Genomic DNA, 21,124 nt, shown 5'->3' on the forward strand with positions numbered 1-21,124 from the left:
TCTTTATGACCGCTTTTTCTTTGGAGGTGATATGAAATTAGTCATCTTACGAGCCATTTATTTTGAGGGACGAGTGGTGCTTGAAGGCGAGCAGATTGATACCTTAGAGCAACATGGACGGGAGTTAATCCAAAAAGGTTATGCCAAAGAACAGGAAGAAACACATCTTGTTACTGAACCCGAACCTGAACCGAAAAGAAATATTAAGGCGAAAAAGGAGAAATAATGCTTTCTCTCGAATTGGTGAAACAGCATTGCAATATCGATCCTGATTTTACGGATGACGATAATTTATTGACGCTGTATATCGGTTCCGCTGTGAAATATGTTGAAAATTACACGCGTCGAACATTACATAAAACTCAGGAGATGGATAAAGCACAAGAAGATCCTGAAGCCTTGTTCTTAACGGATGATGTGATTGCGGCAATGCTCTTATTAATTGCGCAATGGTATGAAAATCGTGAGGGGGTAATTTCGGGGCAAGCTTTTTCTACACAACCTTTTGCGGTCACCGCACTACTTCAACCTTACCGGATTTATGGGTTGTAGGAGGTTTTATGCGTGCAGGACGATTACGCCACACCATTAATATTCAAAAATCAGTATTAGCGCCCGATGCCATCAGTGGCAGTGATGTGATTTGGACGGATCATGCGACAAAAGTACGTGCAGCGATCATGCCTTATCAAGGACGGGAATATTTTCAAGCCCAGCAAGTACAAAGTGAGGCCACAACGCGAATTCTTATTCGCTATATCGCTGATATTGATACTTCGATGCGTATTGTATGGGGTAAGCGAATATTTAATATTATTTCGATTATTGACCCTGATGAGCGTCATCGTGAGCTTCAATTGATGTGCAAAGAGGGCGTGAATGATGGGTGAAATTAAAATCAGTGGATTGTCTGAACTTGCTCAACGAATGCAAGACATTGCCCGTAAAACCAGAAATCAAAGTGCGCGTAAGGCAATGAATGCAGGGGCTTTGGCGTTAAAGCAGGAAATCAAACATCGAGTGCCTATCCTTAAGGAAACGGTACCGCATCGACGTAAAGGCACCATCAAGCGCAATATTCGTTCTAAAACGAAAGTGCAGCGCAATGGACAAGTCAAAACGCGTATTTGGGTGAAATCATTATCGGGTAAAAAAGTGTCTGCCTTTAAACAGGCAACGGGAAAAAGTGCGGCATTGAACCCAAATGATCCGTTTTATTGGTGGTTTGTCGAGTTTGGTACCGCCAAGATGCCCGCACAACCGTTTATGCGCCTCAGCTTTGAGGCGAAAAAGGAAGCGACGGCTAAAGTGATTGTTCAAACACTCAAAGAGGATATTGAAAAAACAAGGTAGAGATCATGATACAGCAATTAAAAGAGACCCTTTCACCGCTTGTCGATGGAAGGGTTTTTTTTCAGGTATTACCCGAAGGCAAAGGGCGTTATCCCGCCATTGTGATCCAATTTGCCAGTATCACACCTAACAGTGCGCTGGAGGATGCGGATTTAGATAACTATCGCGTGCAACTTGATGTGTATGCGCCGCAGCCACAACCCCTTATGGTCTTGCGTAAAAAAATTGAGGCTCAGATTGTTGCGACAATCCCATTTGCACAACGGGTGAATGCGGTCTTTGGGTATGAAGCGGATGTCAAATTGCATCGGCTTGTTCTTGAATTAATGATTTCATCAGATAAATAAGGAATGGATATGGCAAAGTCAAAAAACCATAAAGCGACGCCTTTCCTCGGCACGAAGATCTTTGTGCAAACCGGCTTAGGAGAGGCGATGACCGTGACGGAAGCGACGTTATCACCGGCAACTATTACCATCGCCAATAATAAGCTGAAAGCCGATGACATGATTATGTTATCGGGACTCGGGGAGTTAGATGGACGTTTTCCTGTTGCACAGGTTGATGGCAACAAAGTGACCCTGTGCGACGAAGTGGATTGGAGTGATAAAACGTTACCCACGGATTTTGCAAACGCCAAAGCACAACGTATTCAGTGGTCTAATAACTTTTGTGCCGTAAAAAGCTTCAGTAAAGATGGCTCAACAACTGAACAAATCGATGTCACCACCATTTGCAGTGATGGCAAGGAATATGAATCCGGTGATACGGAATACGGTTCAATTAAATTGACCTTTTTCTTACGGTATAGCTCCAGTGATGTGCAACGACTCTTGCGTAAATATGAAAACAGCAAAGAAAAATTTGCGGTGAAAATGGTCTTAACGCGAGATGAAGGCTCCATGTTTTATTACGGCTCCGTCGAAACGGGCATGAACATTGATGGCAGTGTAGGGCAAATGATGGATTCAGGGATCTCGATTAAATTGTCTGGCCGTGATTATTTGAATGCGAAGAAATAACCCTTAATTCATCCACCTCATTATTTCTCTTCTCCCTTCTCGATAAAAAATCTTAGGAGTAATTATGTCTAACGCGTTATTGCGTGAATTAGTGTTAAACCAAGCACTGAAAGTGACGCCTTTTACTTATTTAGACAACACCTTTTATGTCAAAGAGCTGGATGTTGGCACCATGAATTACATTCAGCGCAAACTTCGTCAAATTAAAATCAAGCTTGCCGAGGCGCAGGACATTTATTTAGATGAAGACGATCCCGAACAATTTAACGAGGCGATAAATCGTGTCTACGATGAATATGATGTCGCCAGAATGTTGGCTTTTAAGTTGTGTGATGAAAAAGGGGAACTGCTTTTTGATGCTGAAAATGAAGAAGACTTAAAAGGTCTTAATCGTTTAGGACAAGGGTTCTCTAATGCGGTGTTTACAGCAGAAGCGGGGAATAGCGAAAAAAACTTGGAGAACGGCGACAATTCCAACTGATATTGTCGCTGGCACTGGGAAAAACGCTCGCGGAAATAGAGCAAATGCCTGAAAGCCACTTGTGTGAATATGAAGCCTTTTATCGCAAACAACCCTTTGGTTTATGGCGAGAGGATTATCGGATGGCACAAGTGGCGCATCTTCTCGCGATGATAAATCGTGATCCGAAAATGTCTCCGCCTGAATTGATGGATTTTATGCCGATGTGGAAGAAGAAAATCACGGAAGAAGAGGTGTGGGATAATGTCACTGAGAGTGTATTAGCTAATCGATAGCCCTTTTTTGGGGCTTTTTTATTGTTTTAAGGAGTTTTTATGGCTGGCGCATTGGGGAGACTAAATATCGATTTGACGCTGAATACGGCAAATTTCATAAATGCGATCAACCGTAGCCAGCGCCAAACAGAACAATTTGGGCAAAGTATTCGCGTCAGTCTTCAAGCTATCACCGTACAGCAAGAGCGTATGGTATCGCAAACTGCAAAATCCTCGGCACTCTTTACCCGTTTTGCGAGCGTCGCAGCAAGTGCATTATCTGTACGGCAAGTGATTAATTATGCCGATGGTTGGACAGAATTACAGAACCGCTTAAAACTGGTGACGGAAAGTTCTATCGAGTTAAATAAAGCCACACAAGCCGTCTATGATATTGCCCAAAAAACCTATCAATCATTGGATGCCACAGCACAGGTTTATCAACGTTTTGCGGATAATGCCGATCGTCTAGGATTAAGCCAGCAGAAAGTCGCTGAACTTACGGAAACCGTCTCTAAAGCGGTTTCTCTTTCAGGAGCCAGTGCTGCCTCTGCTGCAATGGGGTTAACTCAGTTTGGCCAAGCATTAGCAGCAGGTCAGTTACGTGGGCAAGATTTAAATTCTGTTATCGAGCAAATCCCTGGTTTAGCACAGGTCATCGCAGAAGGCATGGGGATCTCCATGGGGGATTTAAAAAAGAAAGCCCAAGACGGTGAAATGGCGATTGATAAAATCATTCAGGCATTGGAGAAAGTCAAAAATTCTGTTGATCAGAAGTTTGCTTCCAGTGTGACAACCGTTAGTCAAGGTTTTACTAATTTACAATCAGCAATGACGAGGTTTGTTGGTGAAGCCAATCAAGGTACAGGTGCGACTCAGCTTTTAACGTCGGGCTTAGAGGGACTTTCTAATCACTTATCGACGGTGGCTAAAATCGCAGAAGGACTTGCAGTTACAGCTTTAGTCGCCAAGCTTTCTCAATGGACAAAAGCCACTTACTTAAAAAATCAAGCCACATTGAATGAAGCCAAAGCCACATTACAGAGTGCAGAGGCAAACAGTGTGGCAGCAACCAGTGCCGTGAGGAAGGCATGGGCGGATAAAGAGGCGGCATTATCGGCATTGAATTCTGCAAAAATGAGTTATCAAGTGGCGAAAGGAACCGCGGCAGAAGGTTATGCCTTAGAGAAAGTGATTGCGACAAAATCGTTAGCGACGGAAGCCTCTTTAAGATACAAACAAGCACTGATAGCAGAAACGGCGACACAGCGGGCATTAACGACGGCACGCCGTCAAGCCACGGTCGCAGGAAGAGCGTTGAGTGGGACATTGGCATTAGTTGGTGGCCCTGTTGGACTGGCGTTAACGGCAATAACGGCTGTTGGAATGGGCGTCTATGAATATAGCGAACATATCAAACAAGCTAAAAGAGAATCGATCGAATTTGCCAATGCTCTAGATACATCAACAGAAGCCTTAAAAGCAATGAATAATCAAGTATTGCTGACGAATATAGGCAAATTATCTGAAGGTATTGATGCTCAGATTGAAAAATTTGAAGGATCGTTAGAAAAAGCTAAAAAATTGGCAGCAGACTCGAAGTCCGGTTGGAGCTTAAATGCCTCGAGTTACTTGAGTTTTACGGGTGACCATGAAGGTTATAAAGAGATAATCGCGCAAAATCAAAGAGAAGCAAAAATCGGACTTGATGCAGCGATGGGGGAGGTGGCTTCACAGTTGACGATATTAGAGCGTCAGCGAGCCAGTATGCGACAAATGCTGGCATTGGTTGAAGAAAAACATGGTAAGCAAAGTGATGAATATCAGCGTTATGCATCGAAAGTAAAGGAGGCTGAGAGTGTCATTAACCAATTTAGGGTGACATTAAAAAACTTGGGTTATGATTTCGATGCGTTAATTAATAAGACAGATGAAGCAGCAAATAGTCAAGCCAATATGAGCGAGGTCATCGCAAAAAAAATAGAGGATTCTATTGCTGAATCTCGGCGTACTATCATGAAAGCTAAGGCATCTCCTGCTGAGCTGGCTAAGTTGAATGCGGAAGATGTGCTGAAAAGACGGGGAATTAAACCTGAAGAAAAAGGTTATGAAGTCGCTTTGACTGAAGAAATTAAAGCACAAAATGCGTTATTGGCTCAAAGAAATAAGCCAAAGAAATCCACCATTGATTATGCCAAGCAATACACCAAAATCTTGACAGAATTAGAGGAAAAACAAGCCTCACTGATTGCGGATGGGCAAAATATTCAGCGGTATGGCACGACCTCTTCCTTTAATGAATACACATCCGCCTTAGCCGATATCAAACAGAATAAAGACAAGTTTGATGCCATCTTAAAAATCGATCCCAAAGCGATTGAGACGATAAAAGAAAAAGCGAAAGCCATTGATGATTTAGCGCGAGCAAACTCGGTTGCGCAATTTGCTTATGATCGCGGTAAAGAAATTGAGCAGATGCAATTTGAAACTACCTTGATAGGAAAATCACGCGCAGAGCAAGAAAAGCTCAATGCCCTTCGTCAGATTGATGTGCTGTATCAGCAAGCCAGTGTGGATTTAGGCGAAAAAGAGCTGGCGAACTTACAACGCAATGTCGAACTCACTAAACAGCAGATTGAGGCAGAGCTTAGGATGCGAGAGGCCATGAAAGGCGATCCGATGGCGGGATTAAAACAAGGCTTATCGGATTTCAGTGAGTCGGCCATGAATGTGATGGAGAACGTCAGAAACGTCACCACCAATGCCCTTAATAATATGTCTGATGCATTAGCCGATTTTGCTTTAACGGGCAAAGGAAGCTTTAAAGATTTTGCCAATGCGGTGATTTCCGATATCACTCGAATGGTAATGAAAATGTTGGTTTTCAAAGCCATTGAAGCAGGCGGGCAGGCAATGGGCTTTGATATGGGATGGATGAGCAAAGGGCATGCTTACGGCGGTTATACGGGGCATGGCGGGAAATTTGAGCCTAAAGGGATTGTGCATGGTGGTGAGTTTGTTTTTACCAAAGAAGCGACGGCTAAATTGGGTGTCGGCAATCTCTATCGCTTAATGCATGCGGCGCAAGGTTATGCTTCAGGTGGCTTTGTGGGGGCGGTCGCAGGACGAATACCCGTTACACCGCAACCGACGTTAGCCCGTGCGGGTGGTGTACAAATGACGGTCGTCAATCATATTACGGTGACAGGAAATGGTGACGCTGTACTTGCGCAGGCAATGAAGGAAGCCGCACAACAAGGGACAGAAGCCGGCGCACAGAAAGCTCACGCGATGATGTTACAAGACTTTCAAAGTAATGGTGCAGCACGCAGAACATTAGGAGTTTAAATGTCTATTCTTGAATGGCCAAAAGAGGTGATCCCCACGCAGGAAAACTGGCAATTATTGAGTAACAGCAAAACCTTTACCTCACCATTTAATGGAAGTAGTCAAACGGTACGCTTTCCGGGAAGTCGTTGGCGTTGTGAGCTGACATTCAATAATTTAAATGAAGAGAAATCGCGCCAGTTAGAAGCGCTGGTGGCTTCATTGGATGGGATGTCGGGGCGAGTCAAAATAGCCAGTTGGATAAGAAAAGGGCGTTATGGGTATGGTTCGCCTCGCATTGCAATACCGAGCCAATTAGGTCATCGGCTAGAAACAAAGGACTGGAAGCGCAATATGCGCGTGTTACAGCAAGGGGATCGCTTAACTGTGGGCAATGAACTCAAAATGGTGGTGGCGGATGTGGTCAGTGATAATCAAGGCCGTGCCATTATTCTTATTTCGCCGATGTTAAGAACGTCACCTACTGTTAATGAAATTCTTGAGGTTGAGCGTCCTTTTGGGATTTTTCGGCTTGTTGATAATGAACAGGGTAAATTTCAGCATCGTCGCTTGGGGTATACCCATATCACGTTATCTTTTGAGGAGGTGTTGTACTAATGCAATATCATCCATTTTCTGATGCCATGGTCAACGCGATTAATGAGGGGGCTTATATCGTTTTAGCCGCCAGACTCGATTTGAAATCAGGCGTCACCTGTGCGCATACCGGTGTTGGGCAACTGATTATTGCGGGGGAAACCTATTTAGGTGTAGGAAGTTTAGGCGAAATCAGTCAGCTAAAAGAAAATAAGACAACCAGTCCCCCACAATTACAGCTTAAATTAGCGGGTTTTGATAAATCGCTGGTGGGGATGGTGATGAATGAGCAAAGTCGAGGGCGAGAAGTGCGGTTGATGATGGTTGCCATCGGTGAAGAGGGAAAACCGCTTCTTGCTGAAATCTTATTTGTCGGACAAATCACATCGATTAATGTGGTGTCTGGCGAAGAAAATGCCGTATGTGTTAATGTTTCTAATCGATTCGAGCGATGGTCAATTGGGTTACCCGATAGATTCACCGATGAGTCGTGGTCATCTCGACGGCAAGGTGATCGTATCTTTCGCTATGTTGCTCAAATGGCTGAACGGGCGATTTATTGGGGCAGCAAGAAAGATGCACCTTCATTTATTTATAAATAATTGTTGGAAGAAACAAAATGAGTAGAAAACTTTTAGTTCCCCTTATTATGACGAGTCTATCGCTATGCGCAGCAAATGCACAAGCCGTAGGTGAAAATACGCTTTCATTAGGTTATGCACAAAGTCATGCTAAAGTGGATGGCGATAAACTAAAAGAGAAACCCAAAGGATTTAATGTTAAGTATCGTTATGAATTCGATAATCAGTGGGGAATGATTGGCTCCTTTGTTTATACGCATCAAGGGTATGATTATCACTGGAACTCTCGAAAGATTGGGAGTATTGATTTAGATTATTACTCGTTGGCTGCGGGACCTGTTTATCGTTTTAACGATTATATAAGTGCTTATGGATTAGTTGGGGTAGCTCATGGACAAATGGAAGTGGCATTGAATAATTTTTCCTATAATGGGAAAGAAAATCAACAAAGTAAATCCGCATTCGCTTATGGTGCGGGTCTTCAATTTAACCCATATCCCAATATCGCGATTGATGCTTCTTACGAATACACTAAATTAGATGCTTTTAAAGTGGGCACATGGATGCTTGGTCTTGGCTATCGTTTTTAGTTAAAAGATAAACAGAGAATATAAAAGTCGGCATTATGCCGGCTTTTTTGTTTTTAGGCATTTTGATAATGAAACAACCCAACTGGACATTTAAATTACCTGAAGCCATCAGGGCGGCCATGAATCGCCCTTTTTCATGGGGTGAATTTGATTGTTGTATTTTTGCCTCGGAATGTATTGACGCACAATGTGGTTTCTCGCCAATAAAGCCTTATCTCAATCACTATAAAACTAAAGCTGAAGCTTTCAATCTTATCAAATCCAAATTTGGCTCCTTAGAGAAAGCTGTATCACGCTATTTCAAATCCATTGAGATTGAGCGCGTTCAGCGTGGCGACCTCGTACTGTTTAAAGGTGAGGACGGTGACTGTTTAGCCGTGGCCTGGGCGGGGCATTATTGGGGGGTAACCCCACAAGGCGTGAAGCCAGTGCAGATTAACCCAATCAAAGCGTGGAGAGTGGAATAATGGGTGGGAGTGGTGGATTAATTTCAAAAGTCGTGGGTGCTGGCTTAATGATTGCGGGGCTATTTACCGGAGGCGTCACCTCAGCGATAGGCATGGCGCTGATGGCAGCAGGCGTCGCGGTTCAAGTCGCAGGTTCGCTTATCTTTAAGCCAAAACTTCCGTCAATGAATTATCGAGATACCGGTGAACGCAAACAGATGTTACGTTCATCGTCTGCCCCTGAAACCGTGATCGTCGGAAAAACAGTGATATCGGGTTTGCTTTTCTTTGCCGAAGAAGAGGCGGGGGAACAAGATGAAAATGAAAAAATCACACTGGCATTGGCGCTGGCAGGGCACCCTATAGAGAAAATCGGGAAGATTTGGTTAGGGGACGATCTCATTGAGACGTTTGGTGAATACACTGCTATTGAAATTCCACTTTTTCATGGAAGCGTTAAAATCACGGCGCCACTTGTTGAAATCGAGCTACATAATGGGCGAGAAGATGTCGATCCCTTTATGCTAAAAAATTGCCCGTCATGGAAGGAGGATATGATTGGGCGGGGTATGGCTTGGTTACGTGTAACACTCACGTTTGACCAGGAAAAATTCCCTTATGGATTACCCAATGTGAAATGTGAAGTTTGGGGAAAACATCTGTTTGATCCTCGCACTGGGCAAACTGTGTGGAGTAATAATGGGGCTTTAGTTATTTTGGATTATTACCGCCATTATTTAAAAGTGCCTGATACGGATATTGATTTTGACAGCTTTAAACAAGCAGCCGATTTATGTGATGAAAAAGTGAGTCTGCCAGAAGGCGGATTTGAGTCGCGATATACCCTTAATGGTGCCTATGACTTAAATGAGAGTCCATCGAGTGTCTTGGAAGCGATGCACAAATGTATTAACGCGGAACCGACATTCACCGCAGGAAAACACGGTATTCAAATTGGTGCTTATTATGGGCCGGCAATAAAAACTATCACCGAATCACAATTGATTGGCACCGTCACATGTACCCCTGAAACAGGGTTAAAAGATGCGACCAATGCGGTGTATGGCACGTTTATTGATGCCGAACAGTTATACACAAAAACGGATTTCACGCCTGTGATTGTGGATGAATGGGTGAAAGAGGATGGCTTAGAAATTCGGGAGAACATCGACTATCGTTTTGTCACCAGCCCTTATCAAGCCCAACGATTAGCTCGCCAATATCTCCGTAAAAAGAAAGCCGGAAGACGGGTTCAACTCACGATGAACTTAGACGGCTATGCTTATCGCCCCGGGGAAGTTGTGCTTTTAGAATTACCGGCTTTGGGGATTAGTGGGCTGGAATTTCGTATTGCCGAATGGTCTTTCCATGCTTTAGACGGTGTGGCTTTAACGTTGGAAGAGGATGGTGCCTATTTATATGAAGATGTGATTGGCAAGCCTTTCGAGCGTCCGCCGTTTGTGAGTTTACCCGCTGGCGGTGTTGCTTCACCGATTAATCTTACCTTTGTTCCACTTGCAGTCAGTGACATCGTGCAAGGTACACTTTCTTGGCAGAATATCGCTTCTGATGTGCGTTATAACACCGTCACTATTCTTCAAGAAGGCAACGTTATTCAATCTATTCAGGTGCCGGCCGAGCGTGTTGATATTAACGGATTAGCACGAGGGACTTATCGTGTTGAAGTTAGAGCGACGAATATGGCTGGTGCGATGTCGGCACCCGCTATCAGTGATTTTGCCATCCAAGCACCGCCTGCTCCCATTAAGGTTGATGTTACTTCGGGAATGTTCAGCCTCACCGTCTCGCCAAAACAAGGTGATAGTGCTGTCTTGGGTTATACCTTTGAGTTTTGGTTTAGTGAGGAAAAACTCGCTAATCTTTCTGAAAATGAAGTGATCACCAAAACAAATAAAGTTGGCCAAGGGAATTTCTGGACGCAAGAGAATTTAAAAGCAGGACATACGTATTATTTTTATGTTCGAACAATCAACAGCTATGGCAAATCGCCGTTTGTGGAGGCTTCTGGTGTTTGCTCAGCTCAAACCGATTTAATTCTTGAAGAATTAGCGGGGCAAATCAGCCGAGGCCAACTCGCACAAGACTTATTGGGTGAGATAAATAGCAAAGCTGACCAATCAGCCGTTGTTGAGTTAAATACGCAAGTGAAAGCGAACCATGATGCGATTTTAGCGGAGCAAGTTGCACGAGGAGCAGTAATTAACCAAGAGCAACAAGCTCGCGCTGAAGCTGATAAAGCGGAGGCTCAACAACGCCAATTCTTAGCTACACAACTTCGTGGTGATTATACAGGCAATGATTTATCGAAAGTCACCGCAGGACTTATCTCCGCTGAGAAGCAAGCGCGAGTTACAGGTGACCAAGCAGAAGCGAAAGCCCGACAATCATTGGAAACACGGATGAATGGGAATGTTTCCGCGATTAATAAATCACTAGAAACCCTCACCTCGAAACAGCAAGCCCAAACGCAAGAGATTTCAACGCTCAATTCAACTCTTAAAGGGAAAGCTGATAGTAGTGCGGTAAATGCGTTAAATACGCGAGTATCTAATATTGATGGCAAAGTGACATCCGCAACCTCTCAGGTACAAACGTTATCCAGCAAATTAGATAAAGTGAAAGCCGATTTAACGGGATCTGTGATGGTGGATTTAGATTTATCTAAACTCAATGAAAACACCTATTATCCGGTTATTTTGCCTTTAGTGACCTCTCGTCGTTACGCGTTTAAGGTTTTTAGAACTTTAGGGCAATATAGAGACAATAAACCCAGCTATGCGACACATGGCACCAAAGGCTTTGCCATGATTGTGGAATGGCAAGTCAGTGGTTCTGGATGGGGAACACAGTCTGAAAACCGCATCATTGATAATTTTGATTGGCGATGGACAAATCAATCCCCTGTGATGGGACCAGCTCAATTAATAAATGGTTCTGTGGAATATATCTATTTGCGAGGAGGCGCTAAATACCAACTCACTAAGCATAAAAGTGTTAACCATCAAATCATCACCAGCACTTACACCAACAACAAGCAATCGGTGGCACCGAAAGGGTTTGTGGCGAATGATGTGCCTAAATCGAGCGAACAGAAAGCTAATGCAACGGCGAATGCGGTAAACCAACTTGAAACCAAAGTGACCGAGGTTTCAGGTAAAGTGACCTCTACCGCTCAGCAAGTCACTCGTTTAGAAAGCCAAGTGGGTACAAGTTCAGCCAAAATCGAACAAACTTCGAAAGTGGTCACAGACATAAATGGCAAAATTTCAGCATCATGGACAATGAAAGTCCAACAAGATAGCAAAGGGAATAAAGTCATTACCGGCATTGGCTTAGGATTTAATGCGCAAGGAAATAGCCAATTTCTGGTTAATGCCCAAAACTTTGCGGTGATATCGTCATTAAATGGCAAAGTGGTGACACCGTTTGTCGTGAAGAATGGACAGGTGGTTATTCATGAAGCCTTAATGGATAAAGCGTGGATACAGAAACTAGTGGTACTCAATTATTTTAAATCATCGGGATTTGATAAAGGGAATGGCTTTTTATTGGATGCAAAAAACAATATTTTCCGCTTTACGGGTGGTAATGGGGCATTAAATATCACCAATAATCAATTGGTCGTCAAAGATGAGAAAAAACGCCTTGTGATGAAAATCGGTTACCTAGGGAATTGATTTATGTATGGTCTTGAAATTTTTCCTGTTGAAGGCGGTAAACCTTACCGTTTAACGCGTGATACGCAAATTCTCTGTTATTTAACCTCTTATCAGATAGGGCCAGAAGATTGGCCCCATTATCGACAACCGAAAAAAACACGGAGCAAAGTCATTCATGAAGCCATGGAGTATGAGGCGTTCGCCATCCCGAGAGTGGCTTCTGTGTATATGGCGGTGAATGATTATGCGTATTTTCAGGGAATAACGCATATCCGAATGGAAGGGCCTGTATTACGTTATGAGTATGTTTATGACAATGTTCAGGCTCAAGACCCACAGATGGCCAAAAGAGCCAATATGGTGGTCGATATTTATGGTATCCCGTTACCGGATAGTACAAAACCAACGTATGGTGTGGAGTGGTATGGCGCCTTTCAGGGATTTCGAAGTGCGATTACACGTAATACACAAATGACTTATTGTGTGTTTCGACAAAAAATCCACCTTGAAGGCGGGCGCTATTGGTCTTTGCCAACAACATTACCGCATTTAGATAAGTGTGTTGTGTTTTATCATGCCACCAACCCTCAAGCGGAAGTGAGCTATTTAGCGCATAAAAAGCAATTATACAGTTCAGCCCAAACAGACATTTATGTGTGTGTTTTCGTTTCAGGAATGGTTTTGACCCCGAAGAGACGTTGGGGTTTATCACTGTACAGTGAAGATGGAACACTGGTCTTTAATACGGACTATTTGCCTTTTACCCGAGGAAAATCAATGGAATTGTTATTACGGGAGGGGAGTGTAGAGACTCCATATAGCTTGCCTTTAGTCTGTGCAACAAGTCAGTTTGTGAATGCGTCTTATCAGGATGACCCTATTGATTGGGCCAAGCGCAATACGGGGATACGTTTTCGGGGAAAACAGATTTTTGTGAGCGAACGAATACGTGATGCTCATCGGCAACATCATGTAGAGCAACGTATTCCCTTTTATGTCCTTAATGGTTCACATTATTTTTAATAAAATGAATACCTGTCTATATTTATGTGGGATACATGTCGCTTTTCTTTATTGGCATAATGCTTTCTGCTGATAATGATTGTTTTGCTTTAATCATTTCTTTTTCATTTGAAAATTTATAATTAGGCAATAGTTCTTTAGGTTTGACACCTAAAATAAACGCGATAGAGAATAAATGTTCTACTGTTATTTTGGTATGTCCATTCTCTATACGTGAATAGTGCTGTTGACTTATTTCCAATGAATGGGCTATTTCCCTCCCTGTCATCCCTAATTCTTTTCTTTTTTGCTTTATTCTATAAGCAATAATGGAATTAATTGTACTCATGAACTTCATTCTCCAACAATAAACAGATTTTTAAGTTTAACAGAGTAAAAAGCATTTGTTATAAAAGCATTTTACTCTACTTATAAAACTCAATTAATTTTTATTGATATGAAAAAGTAATCGTTGCTACTGCTTTTACACTTCCTGGCGTAATAGTATTTTCTGTTTTTATATAATTAGCTTTTAATTTTATACGTGGATTTATCTCTCCTCTATAATTTGAAAAATGCCATTGATTTTGATTTCCTTTGTTAGGAGTGTCTGAACCATAACTAATCGCAGTTACTTCATTATTTTTATATAATCTTAGCCCAACGCCTTTTGCCGTAGAATCCGTTGCTAATGTTAATATATCAGAACGATTCCCATGTTGGGTCGCATCATTTAATGTAGCATAAACATCAATACCGTCTTGGCATTGAAGTTGTATATTAACTTCCCCTCCTTGCACTTCTTTATACAAAGACGTGAACTGGGATTGATAGACAGTATTTAATGGAACAACATAATTCTTTTGATTCATCGAGCATGTTTGGCTTTGCACTTGGATGCGCCCTCCATTTAACATAACAGGAGCTGTTAATCTTTTATTATTCAAACTTGCCCGATTAGATTCCAATAAAATATGGCCCAGTTGTTTGGTTGGTATCGTTACATACCCATTAGGTAATCGTCCTGTTGCGACAAAAGCAACATATAAACGAGCACCAAAACTTCCAGTTGCACCATTATAAGCATTTGGATTTGTATTGGCGGCAACAGGATCAATATATATACTTGAGCTGTTTATGGGAACCAAAGGCGTTGCAGGCCAATAGCCTGCCATACCAATAATAATACCTAGCCCCGGGACTCCAATATCAAATATATCGAAATCGGAAGATTGAGTGTTTTTCCCTTGGCGAAAGCTATATGTAATCTTGCCTATTTTAGGTAATGTGGGAGTAAATTTTCCACGCATTAACGCTATTAAACTACCACCGTTAAATATATATTGATTGCTTGTTCCGCTGAGTTCTCCTATCACCCGAGGGTAAGTATGGGCATCGGCAGGGCCTATAACAACAACAGGGTGGGTAGATGTGTTGATTGTTATTGGAGACGGTACGTAGTCATCTGCACCAGCAACAGCCAGACTAGGGAATAGATTTAAAAGAAATAATATAACAAATATTCTTTTCATGTTTTGTTCCTAATTAGAGTGCGGTATACACTGAACAGGAATGATTTGAGGCCGCATGTCAGTTTCATTGTGTGTCGCATGATATGTAAATGAGCATTTATCGTCATGATTTGGTCCCCATATCACATCAAGTTGACCTTGTTTGGGAAGACCTCGGGTAAATAAGCGCCCAGCTTGAGCAACATATCCGACTAACTGTTCATGATCATCCAAAACCTCGGAAGCCATTGGAGGAGTACTGCCATCTGGCATACGAATATCAAACAGCAGGTTTCTCCCTGTTTGAGTATTAAATGTCACTAACGTGGCACTATTAGCACGAGGAATAATTTCTTGTTCTGTTGCTGATAATTCAACATTTAAATCTAAATTAGCGGGGTCGATACTAATTTGATTTTTTTCATAGGGGGTGACATAAGGCACAATACCATTACCCCAAAAATCTAATCGGCTACCTGGTGCATTATTAATAACCGCACCTTGTGCTCCTTTTGCATGGATAATGGTAAAAGTATCACTTAAATCATTACTCAATGTCACTCCATAAGGGTGTGCAACAACCGCCCCCGACGCCCCCAATGACATTTGACGATTATGTTGAGTATCTTGCCCGACGGTTGCGGTTACATTTACATAAGGTGAACGATAGCCTCCATTCATCGCATAGCCGGAAGGTCCACTTTCCTGACTATTACCTGAAATACCATAAGAGAATTGATTATCTTCCCCAGCGATACCGCTGATGGATGTTTGAATGCTGTTTTTCTCGCCTTTATTATAATTTAAGACAGTAGAAAAAATGGGGCTTTGAACACGCTCTCCCAAAGGAAGCGTAAAGTTCACATAAAATCTGTCATCTCGGCGTTGTTGCTCATTATCTCGTGATTGAGAAAAGCCAATCTGATAACCAAGTTTTTTCCAAAAATGGCTATATCCCATCTGATACTCATTACGACTTCCTTTATGCTCCCAGTAATTATAAGTGGTACCAGTTAAAAATATATTTCCCCATTTTTCACCTAATTCTTGATTAATTGAAACTTGGAATTGATTTTTAGGGCGATAAAATGCGGCACTTTTTATGGAAACATCATCAATAAATTCACTGTGATTAGCCAATAGCGCATCTTTCAAATGGTAAAAATCTTTAGATGAATAACGATAGGCTGCTAACGTGATATTTGTACTCGTGGTCGGAATATTGACGCTATAGCTAGTATGTAAACTGTAGCCTTTGCGCGTTACGTTAGAGTGATTAAATGTTGTTCTGGACAATGTAATGTCAGATGCAATTGCCCCAATCGGCGTGTTAAAAGCAACACCAGCCAATCCTGCGGTATATTTTGAGCTTGTGGTCAGTCCACTATTTAAAGTGATATCATTTGTCAAACCATATTGATATGTGCCTTGTGCAATTAAATCATGATATGTCTCATTTGCATAACGATAGCGTCCCACTGACATTTGCCAACGGCTAAATCCGGGACGAATAAGTTGGGCAACAGAAGCAAAAGGAACCGTAAATGTTCTTGTTTGTCCATTAGATTCGGTTATTTGCACAAGAAGGTCGCCAGCATATCCACTGGGATACAAATCATTAATGACAAAGGGGCCAGCAGGCACAGTTGTTTCATAAAGGATGTTAGCATTTTGATAAATCGTAACTTTAGCATTACTATTAGCAATGCCTCGCACGATCGGAGCGTAGCCACGTAAAGAGTTGGGTAACATTCGTTCATCCGATGCTAATCGAATTCCCCGTAAGCTAAGGCTATCCATTAACTCGCCATTCGTATAAAAATCACCTAATGTGAATTGTGCCCGTAACCGAGCAATATCATGCGTCACATTTGTTTCGATATTCTGATATCCGGTAGAATGACCATTATTCCAGCTTTCACCACCACGGTGACGAAAAGCCCATCCCCATAAATTGAGTCCCGCTTTTAACCCAAGGTAAGTCTGCTCATTATTTATATCCGGAGTATTGTATTGATAATAGTTAACATCATAGTTGACAAATGCGGCAGGGACTCCACTTTGCCACTGTGCAGGGGCAATATATCCTCGAGGTCGAGTATTCACTTGTGCCTGAGGAATTTCTATATTCAGCTTTAAAGTGGATAAATCAAAATGAAATTTTGCTGAGGGGAGTCCTTCTGAGGCGGGATAACAAGTGGCTTTATAACTGTTTTCAGGAACAGTGCCTTTGACGACATCAATTAATGAAAGTAATTCCGGCGTTAGACATAACGTCGACGTATTCGCATTGTCAGTATATAAATACTGTACATTAGCTTTTCCTTTCCATTCATTATTGAGATAGATATCAGCGTAATACTTGCCCTCAGGAATAGGGTTGCCATAATTAAAGCGACGTATATCAATCGCATTCTTTCCTTGTACTGAATGCAAAAAGCTAGGATCAAATTCAGCTTCTTCAGCAGCGAATGAAGAAGTTGTTATCACCCCAATCCCTAAAGCGACACAAAACGGAAGAGAATAACGATAGGAAATGAGGTGTAATTGGTTATTAAAATTCATTATATTACCTTATTCCAAAGTAGATTCACCTTGTTGGTATCCACCATAATCATTAACAACAACCCAAGTGACTTTATTTGTTAATATTGGCTTCTCTTTAAGTGAAAATATTTTTGAAGAAAAAGGAGCTATCATCCCACTTTGTTCAACAGGCGTTAGCTGTTTATCCTGACCCACTGAGATTTTGTTGTAAGTGATGTAATAAGGTGTTGGGTTAATCGCTTTAATGCGTAGTGCTCCTTCCTGATGCCAAGTCACTTTTTGGTAAGCATCATCAGGCGTTACGTTGAGATTATCAGGGCGAAAGAAAAACTTAATGCGACTACGAACGGCTAATTGTAAGTAATTGTTATTTCCCTCTGAGTTTTCCGAATTTTCTTCCAATTTAGGTTTTGCCGGAATGTCTAAGACATTTAAATAGAAAAGAGACTCTCTATCTTGTGGTAATGATTCACCGGTATAGACAATCCGGATGGTTTGCCCTGATTTTGGCTCCATACGAAATATGGGAGGAGTAATGATAAAAGGAACGTGAATTGAATCTGGTGCTGCAGCTGCGTTTCCGGTATCTAACCAAGACTGAATTAATGCGGGGGATTCATCGTTATTATTTAATTGAACATTAATGCTTTTTTGCGTTGCGGGATAAACAACGCGGGTCCCCATAATAACCACACTGGCTTGAGCCACTGTGGATACAAACAGAGTCAAGAAAATAAGAATGAACTTTAACATAATACCTCTAGAAGGAAATGGGGCAGTTTTTTCTGCCCCGTAAAATAAAAGCAATCCAATAAACCTTACTCATAGGCAATGGTGTAATGAACGGTTGCTTTTACATCTCCAGCGGTAGATTGTCCGGTTGCGTAATATTGAGCAAAATATGGAAGGTTTACATTAGCATTGTCGATTTGTACTGGATGGACATCTTGTGTTGCAGAATCAGTACCTAACTGGATTGTTGTTGCTGCATCTGAGTTAAGTAATTGAACTTGAACATTATTTGCTTTAGTTCCTGTTGCTGTATTTTTTAAATTATGTGTAGTTAAATCAGTATCAGCGGATGGTTCAAAATATACTTTAACGTTTTTAGCACCATCTTTATCTGTGGAACAACCAGTTAACTTAATTGTAAATGGAGTTAAGCCTGCTGTTGTTGCTACATTATTTAATGTTGCGACTGAAACAGTCGGCAAAATAACAGCTAAATTTTTTGATTGGGTATCAACAGAACATGTTTGATCAACAACTTTACCTGTAAATGTAATTGTTCCGTCATACGCCATAGATGAGCCAGCAAATGCAGCAGAAAGAATAGTAGCTAGTGCTATAACTTTTCTTTTCATATATTTAAGATTCCTATTTTAAATTAAATTAAAGTTAAGTTATTTTTTGTTTTTCAAAAAAATGAAAAGTATTATTGAATAATAATATATATATAATCCTATTAAATAGAGTTTATAGTGAGGTTTATATTTGTAGAATATATAAATAATAAAGATATTAAATTTTTTAATGGTGATGTGGCAAATATAAAAATAAATAATTTAAGTTATTATTATTTCAAATATCACTTAAGTAAAGATGGTTTTTTCGATCGATGGCGTTGGTTTTGATAGTTTCAATCTATTGATGGTTGGTAAACTGATCGTTAAAATCGATCTTGTTATTGTCGTTCAATGTGTTATATCAATGATTGATGATATGTATATGAGAAGGTTATTAGTCAAAACTTGAGTTTTAATATAAATCAAATTGCTTAGCTCTTTCAGATATGGTGCAGAATTTCCGTGTAGCAACTTCTTATTTTTTTCATTATAAAACACTAACCCTTTATTAAAATACATTCATAAATGTGCTGGTTGTTGTCGTTCAATTTCTACGGCAACAACTGGTATATTGAGTTGTGTTTATATTTTATTGAAATAAAACATGTAGCCACAATTAGGACCTAATAAGATTAGGTTCTTCTTAAGCTTGTGTTTATTTTATTTTGCAACGTAAGAACAACTTGGGCAGGTAACTTGTACTGGTGTGTCTTGAAACATTCTTATCACGTTAAAAGCTTTCATATCTTTCACCCATCATAGGGATATCGTGATTCAGTGTACGTTACTTCGCACTAAAATGCTCATTTTTTGTGCTTTTATTTGTAGAGATCAATAATGATAACTGATTTCTATGACAGTGACAGGTATATAGAGTCATTCTCATTTTTAGTGTTCCTTGTTGTGGGTTACATCTATCCTACAATAAGGAGCTAGGGGGAGATACATAAACCCTATTCTTCTTTTAGCGACGATAGCTTTTCACACCATGTATCAAGCGTTTCACGTTTTTCTCTTAAATAATCATACCTGTCATAATGTTTCTGAGAAACGCCGGGTCTTTTATGGTTTTGTACCATATCCCTTAACTCAGAACTAATCCCCATCTCTCCAGCCAATGTTTTAAATGTTCTTCTCACATCTCTAGGTGTAAATTTCTCAAACTCATTCTTCTTACAAAATTTATTTAATTGTTTAGCGTATTCAGATGTTAACAGGTGCCCTTCTTTCGTTTTAGCAGGGAAAAGATAATTTGATGTTGGATACAAAAGCTCTTGGATATTAAGAATATCAATAGCAGGCTGTATCAATGGAATTACATGGTAATCGCCTGTTTTTGAAATATGGGGCGGTACTGTTAATGTATTATTTTTCTTATCCCAATTATCACGGGTATTAGCAATAATTTCCCATGGTCGTTGTCCTGCGGAATAGACACAAAATAGAAATAGACGTGCATAATCTGAGTTAATAGGACATTCGATGGTGGGTTTATTGAATAGCTCTAATAATAGCTTCAACTCATCCCATGATAAAAATCTATCTAACGCTTTATCTGCACCTTTTTGTCTAGGAACCACTGTGACAGGATTTCGTTCCAATCCATAAATAACGCGCTCGTTTATTTTTGCTGGATCATTGTCGGCAAACAAACCGAAGTTGAATACCGCATGTAGGTTTGCTCTTACTTTGTTCGAACCTGCCAAAGCACCTCGGGAGATAAACTCAGAAAGTATTCTTTTTATATGATCTGGAGTAACATCTTTTGCAGGCATAGTTGCATCAATATGCTTGCTATCTAGAACCTGATTGAGTCTGTTTTGAGTTTTATCATATGAACGCTTGCCTTGCCGTTTCTGATCTTCAATGTAATCATCAAAGAGCTGTTTTATTGTGGCGTGTTCATATTTAATTTTCTCAAGGGATGATGATTCAGTAGCAGCTGCTACGGATTTTACTGCAGCATCTGCTAGTGATAAATTAGGGTAATCACCAAGCGATATAAATTTCTCTTTTCCATCTTTGAAGTAGCGGTAGACGAAAACTTTTCTTCCAGATGGATATGTTTTTACACCAAGGCGTCCAGTTCCTCTAGTCGCTGATGCTTGCCAAGTATAATACGCAGATTTCTTTGGTTTCAGTCCTCGTATTTTACTATCAGTCAGTAATACGCTAGCCATAACTAATTTCCATTTACGAGTTTTTTGCGGGTCAAGTAACGGGTCAAGTAACGAAGAAATGATATGAAACTAGCTGAAATCATGCAAGGTATATAAATCCTTATAAATCAGAAGGATGAAATCTCATGAAATTATATAAAACTCAATGAAATCAGTATGTAACGCCCTTCTAAGCCGTAGGTCACAGGTTCGAATCCTGTAGGGCGT

Annotated in this window: 21 protein-coding genes; 15 read left to right on the forward strand and 6 right to left on the reverse strand. The window is 40.9% G+C overall.

Features of this window, described 5'->3' with window-relative positions; translation table 11 throughout:
• Positions 1-31: 31 nt before the first annotated feature.
• From GWI59_RS06785 to GWI59_RS06855, 15 genes are all read left to right on the forward strand, one after another.
• Positions 32-226, forward strand: coding sequence for a DUF7210 family protein (locus GWI59_RS06785; RefSeq protein ID WP_072071162.1), 195 nt, complete (start codon positions 32-34; stop codon positions 224-226).
• Positions 226-552: a head-tail connector protein gene (locus GWI59_RS06790; RefSeq protein WP_058336093.1), complete on the forward strand. Its 327-nt coding sequence runs from the start codon at positions 226-228 to the stop codon at positions 550-552. Before GWI59_RS06785 ends, GWI59_RS06790 begins: the two co-directional genes overlap by 1 nt.
• Positions 553-560: 8 nt before the next feature.
• Positions 561-890 carry a phage head closure protein gene (locus GWI59_RS06795; RefSeq protein WP_161724315.1) on the forward strand — a complete coding sequence of 110 codons (330 nt, stop codon included), beginning with the start codon at positions 561-563 and terminating at the stop codon, positions 888-890.
• Positions 880-1,353, forward strand: a complete 474-nt coding sequence (locus GWI59_RS06800) for an HK97-gp10 family putative phage morphogenesis protein (protein WP_072062637.1) — start codon at positions 880-882, stop codon at positions 1,351-1,353. The genes GWI59_RS06795 and GWI59_RS06800 overlap by 11 nt, the downstream gene beginning before the upstream one ends.
• 5 nt (positions 1,354-1,358) lie before the next feature.
• Entirely contained in the window at positions 1,359-1,700 is a 342-nt protein-coding gene (gene gp17, locus GWI59_RS06805) for a tail completion protein gp17 (protein ID WP_161724317.1), read from the forward strand.
• An 87-nt stretch (positions 1,701-1,787) separates the two neighbouring features.
• Positions 1,788-2,375 (forward strand): hypothetical protein, encoded by a 588-nt coding sequence (locus tag GWI59_RS06810; protein ID WP_237584695.1) that lies wholly within the window; start codon positions 1,788-1,790, stop codon positions 2,373-2,375.
• A 64-nt stretch (positions 2,376-2,439) separates the two neighbouring features.
• Positions 2,440-2,856 carry a hypothetical protein gene (locus tag GWI59_RS06815; RefSeq protein WP_036894767.1) on the forward strand — a complete coding sequence of 139 codons (417 nt, stop codon included), beginning with the start codon at positions 2,440-2,442 and terminating at the stop codon, positions 2,854-2,856.
• 44 nt (positions 2,857-2,900) lie between these two features.
• The gene (locus GWI59_RS06820) at positions 2,901-3,131 is read left to right on the forward strand and encodes a phage tail assembly protein T (RefSeq protein ID WP_231133514.1); all 231 of its coding nucleotides are present in this window, start codon (positions 2,901-2,903) and stop codon (positions 3,129-3,131) included.
• A 39-nt stretch (positions 3,132-3,170) separates the two neighbouring features.
• Complete coding sequence (locus GWI59_RS06825; protein ID WP_161724321.1) at positions 3,171-6,458, forward strand: phage tail tape measure protein; 3,288 nt, start codon at positions 3,171-3,173, stop codon at positions 6,456-6,458.
• Positions 6,459-7,055 (forward strand): hypothetical protein, encoded by a 597-nt coding sequence (locus tag GWI59_RS06830; protein WP_161724323.1) that lies wholly within the window; start codon positions 6,459-6,461, stop codon positions 7,053-7,055.
• Complete coding sequence (locus GWI59_RS06835) at positions 7,055-7,636, forward strand: hypothetical protein (protein WP_004251702.1); 582 nt, start codon at positions 7,055-7,057, stop codon at positions 7,634-7,636. The genes GWI59_RS06830 and GWI59_RS06835 overlap by 1 nt, the downstream gene beginning before the upstream one ends.
• Positions 7,637-7,653: 17 nt before the next feature.
• Entirely contained in the window at positions 7,654-8,205 is a 552-nt protein-coding gene (locus tag GWI59_RS06840; RefSeq protein ID WP_004244754.1) for an Ail/Lom family outer membrane beta-barrel protein, read from the forward strand.
• 68 nt (positions 8,206-8,273) lie between these two features.
• Positions 8,274-8,672, forward strand: a complete 399-nt coding sequence (locus GWI59_RS06845) for a DUF6950 family protein (RefSeq protein WP_161724325.1) — start codon at positions 8,274-8,276, stop codon at positions 8,670-8,672.
• Positions 8,672-12,349: a phage tail protein gene (locus tag GWI59_RS06850; protein ID WP_161724327.1), complete on the forward strand. Its 3,678-nt coding sequence runs from the start codon at positions 8,672-8,674 to the stop codon at positions 12,347-12,349. The genes GWI59_RS06845 and GWI59_RS06850 overlap by 1 nt, the downstream gene beginning before the upstream one ends.
• Before the next feature lie 3 nt (positions 12,350-12,352).
• Entirely contained in the window at positions 12,353-13,354 is a 1,002-nt protein-coding gene (locus GWI59_RS06855) for a hypothetical protein (RefSeq protein WP_161724330.1), read from the forward strand.
• A 22-nt stretch (positions 13,355-13,376) separates the two neighbouring features.
• On the opposite strand, the gene GWI59_RS06860 is transcribed toward GWI59_RS06855, so the two are convergent.
• The 6 genes from GWI59_RS06860 to GWI59_RS06885 form a co-directional block, all read right to left on the reverse strand.
• Positions 13,377-13,682: a helix-turn-helix domain-containing protein gene (locus GWI59_RS06860; RefSeq protein ID WP_036919964.1), complete on the reverse strand. Its 306-nt coding sequence runs from the start codon at positions 13,680-13,682 to the stop codon at positions 13,377-13,379.
• A gap of 100 nt (positions 13,683-13,782) precedes the next feature.
• Positions 13,783-14,865, reverse strand: coding sequence for a fimbrial protein (locus GWI59_RS06865; RefSeq protein WP_020946065.1), 1,083 nt, complete (start codon positions 14,863-14,865; stop codon positions 13,783-13,785).
• Positions 14,866-14,874: 9 nt separating this feature from the next.
• Entirely contained in the window at positions 14,875-17,409 is a 2,535-nt protein-coding gene (locus tag GWI59_RS06870) for a fimbria/pilus outer membrane usher protein (RefSeq protein ID WP_161724332.1), read from the reverse strand.
• Between the two features lie 9 nt (positions 17,410-17,418).
• Positions 17,419-18,144: a fimbrial biogenesis chaperone gene (locus tag GWI59_RS06875; RefSeq protein ID WP_041701675.1), complete on the reverse strand. Its 726-nt coding sequence runs from the start codon at positions 18,142-18,144 to the stop codon at positions 17,419-17,421.
• Between the two features lie 65 nt (positions 18,145-18,209).
• The gene (gene ucaA, locus GWI59_RS06880) at positions 18,210-18,755 is read right to left on the reverse strand and encodes a uroepithelial cell adherence major pilin UcaA (protein ID WP_020946062.1); all 546 of its coding nucleotides are present in this window, start codon (positions 18,753-18,755) and stop codon (positions 18,210-18,212) included.
• Between the two features lie 935 nt (positions 18,756-19,690).
• Positions 19,691-20,917 (reverse strand): tyrosine-type recombinase/integrase, encoded by a 1,227-nt coding sequence (locus tag GWI59_RS06885; RefSeq protein ID WP_036935173.1) that lies wholly within the window; start codon positions 20,915-20,917, stop codon positions 19,691-19,693.
• Positions 20,918-21,124: the final 207 nt, after the last annotated feature.

Origin of the sequence: Proteus sp. G2673 (genome assembly GCF_009915125.1) — a bacterium.
GTDB lineage: Bacteria > Pseudomonadota > Gammaproteobacteria > Enterobacterales > Enterobacteriaceae > Proteus > Proteus penneri.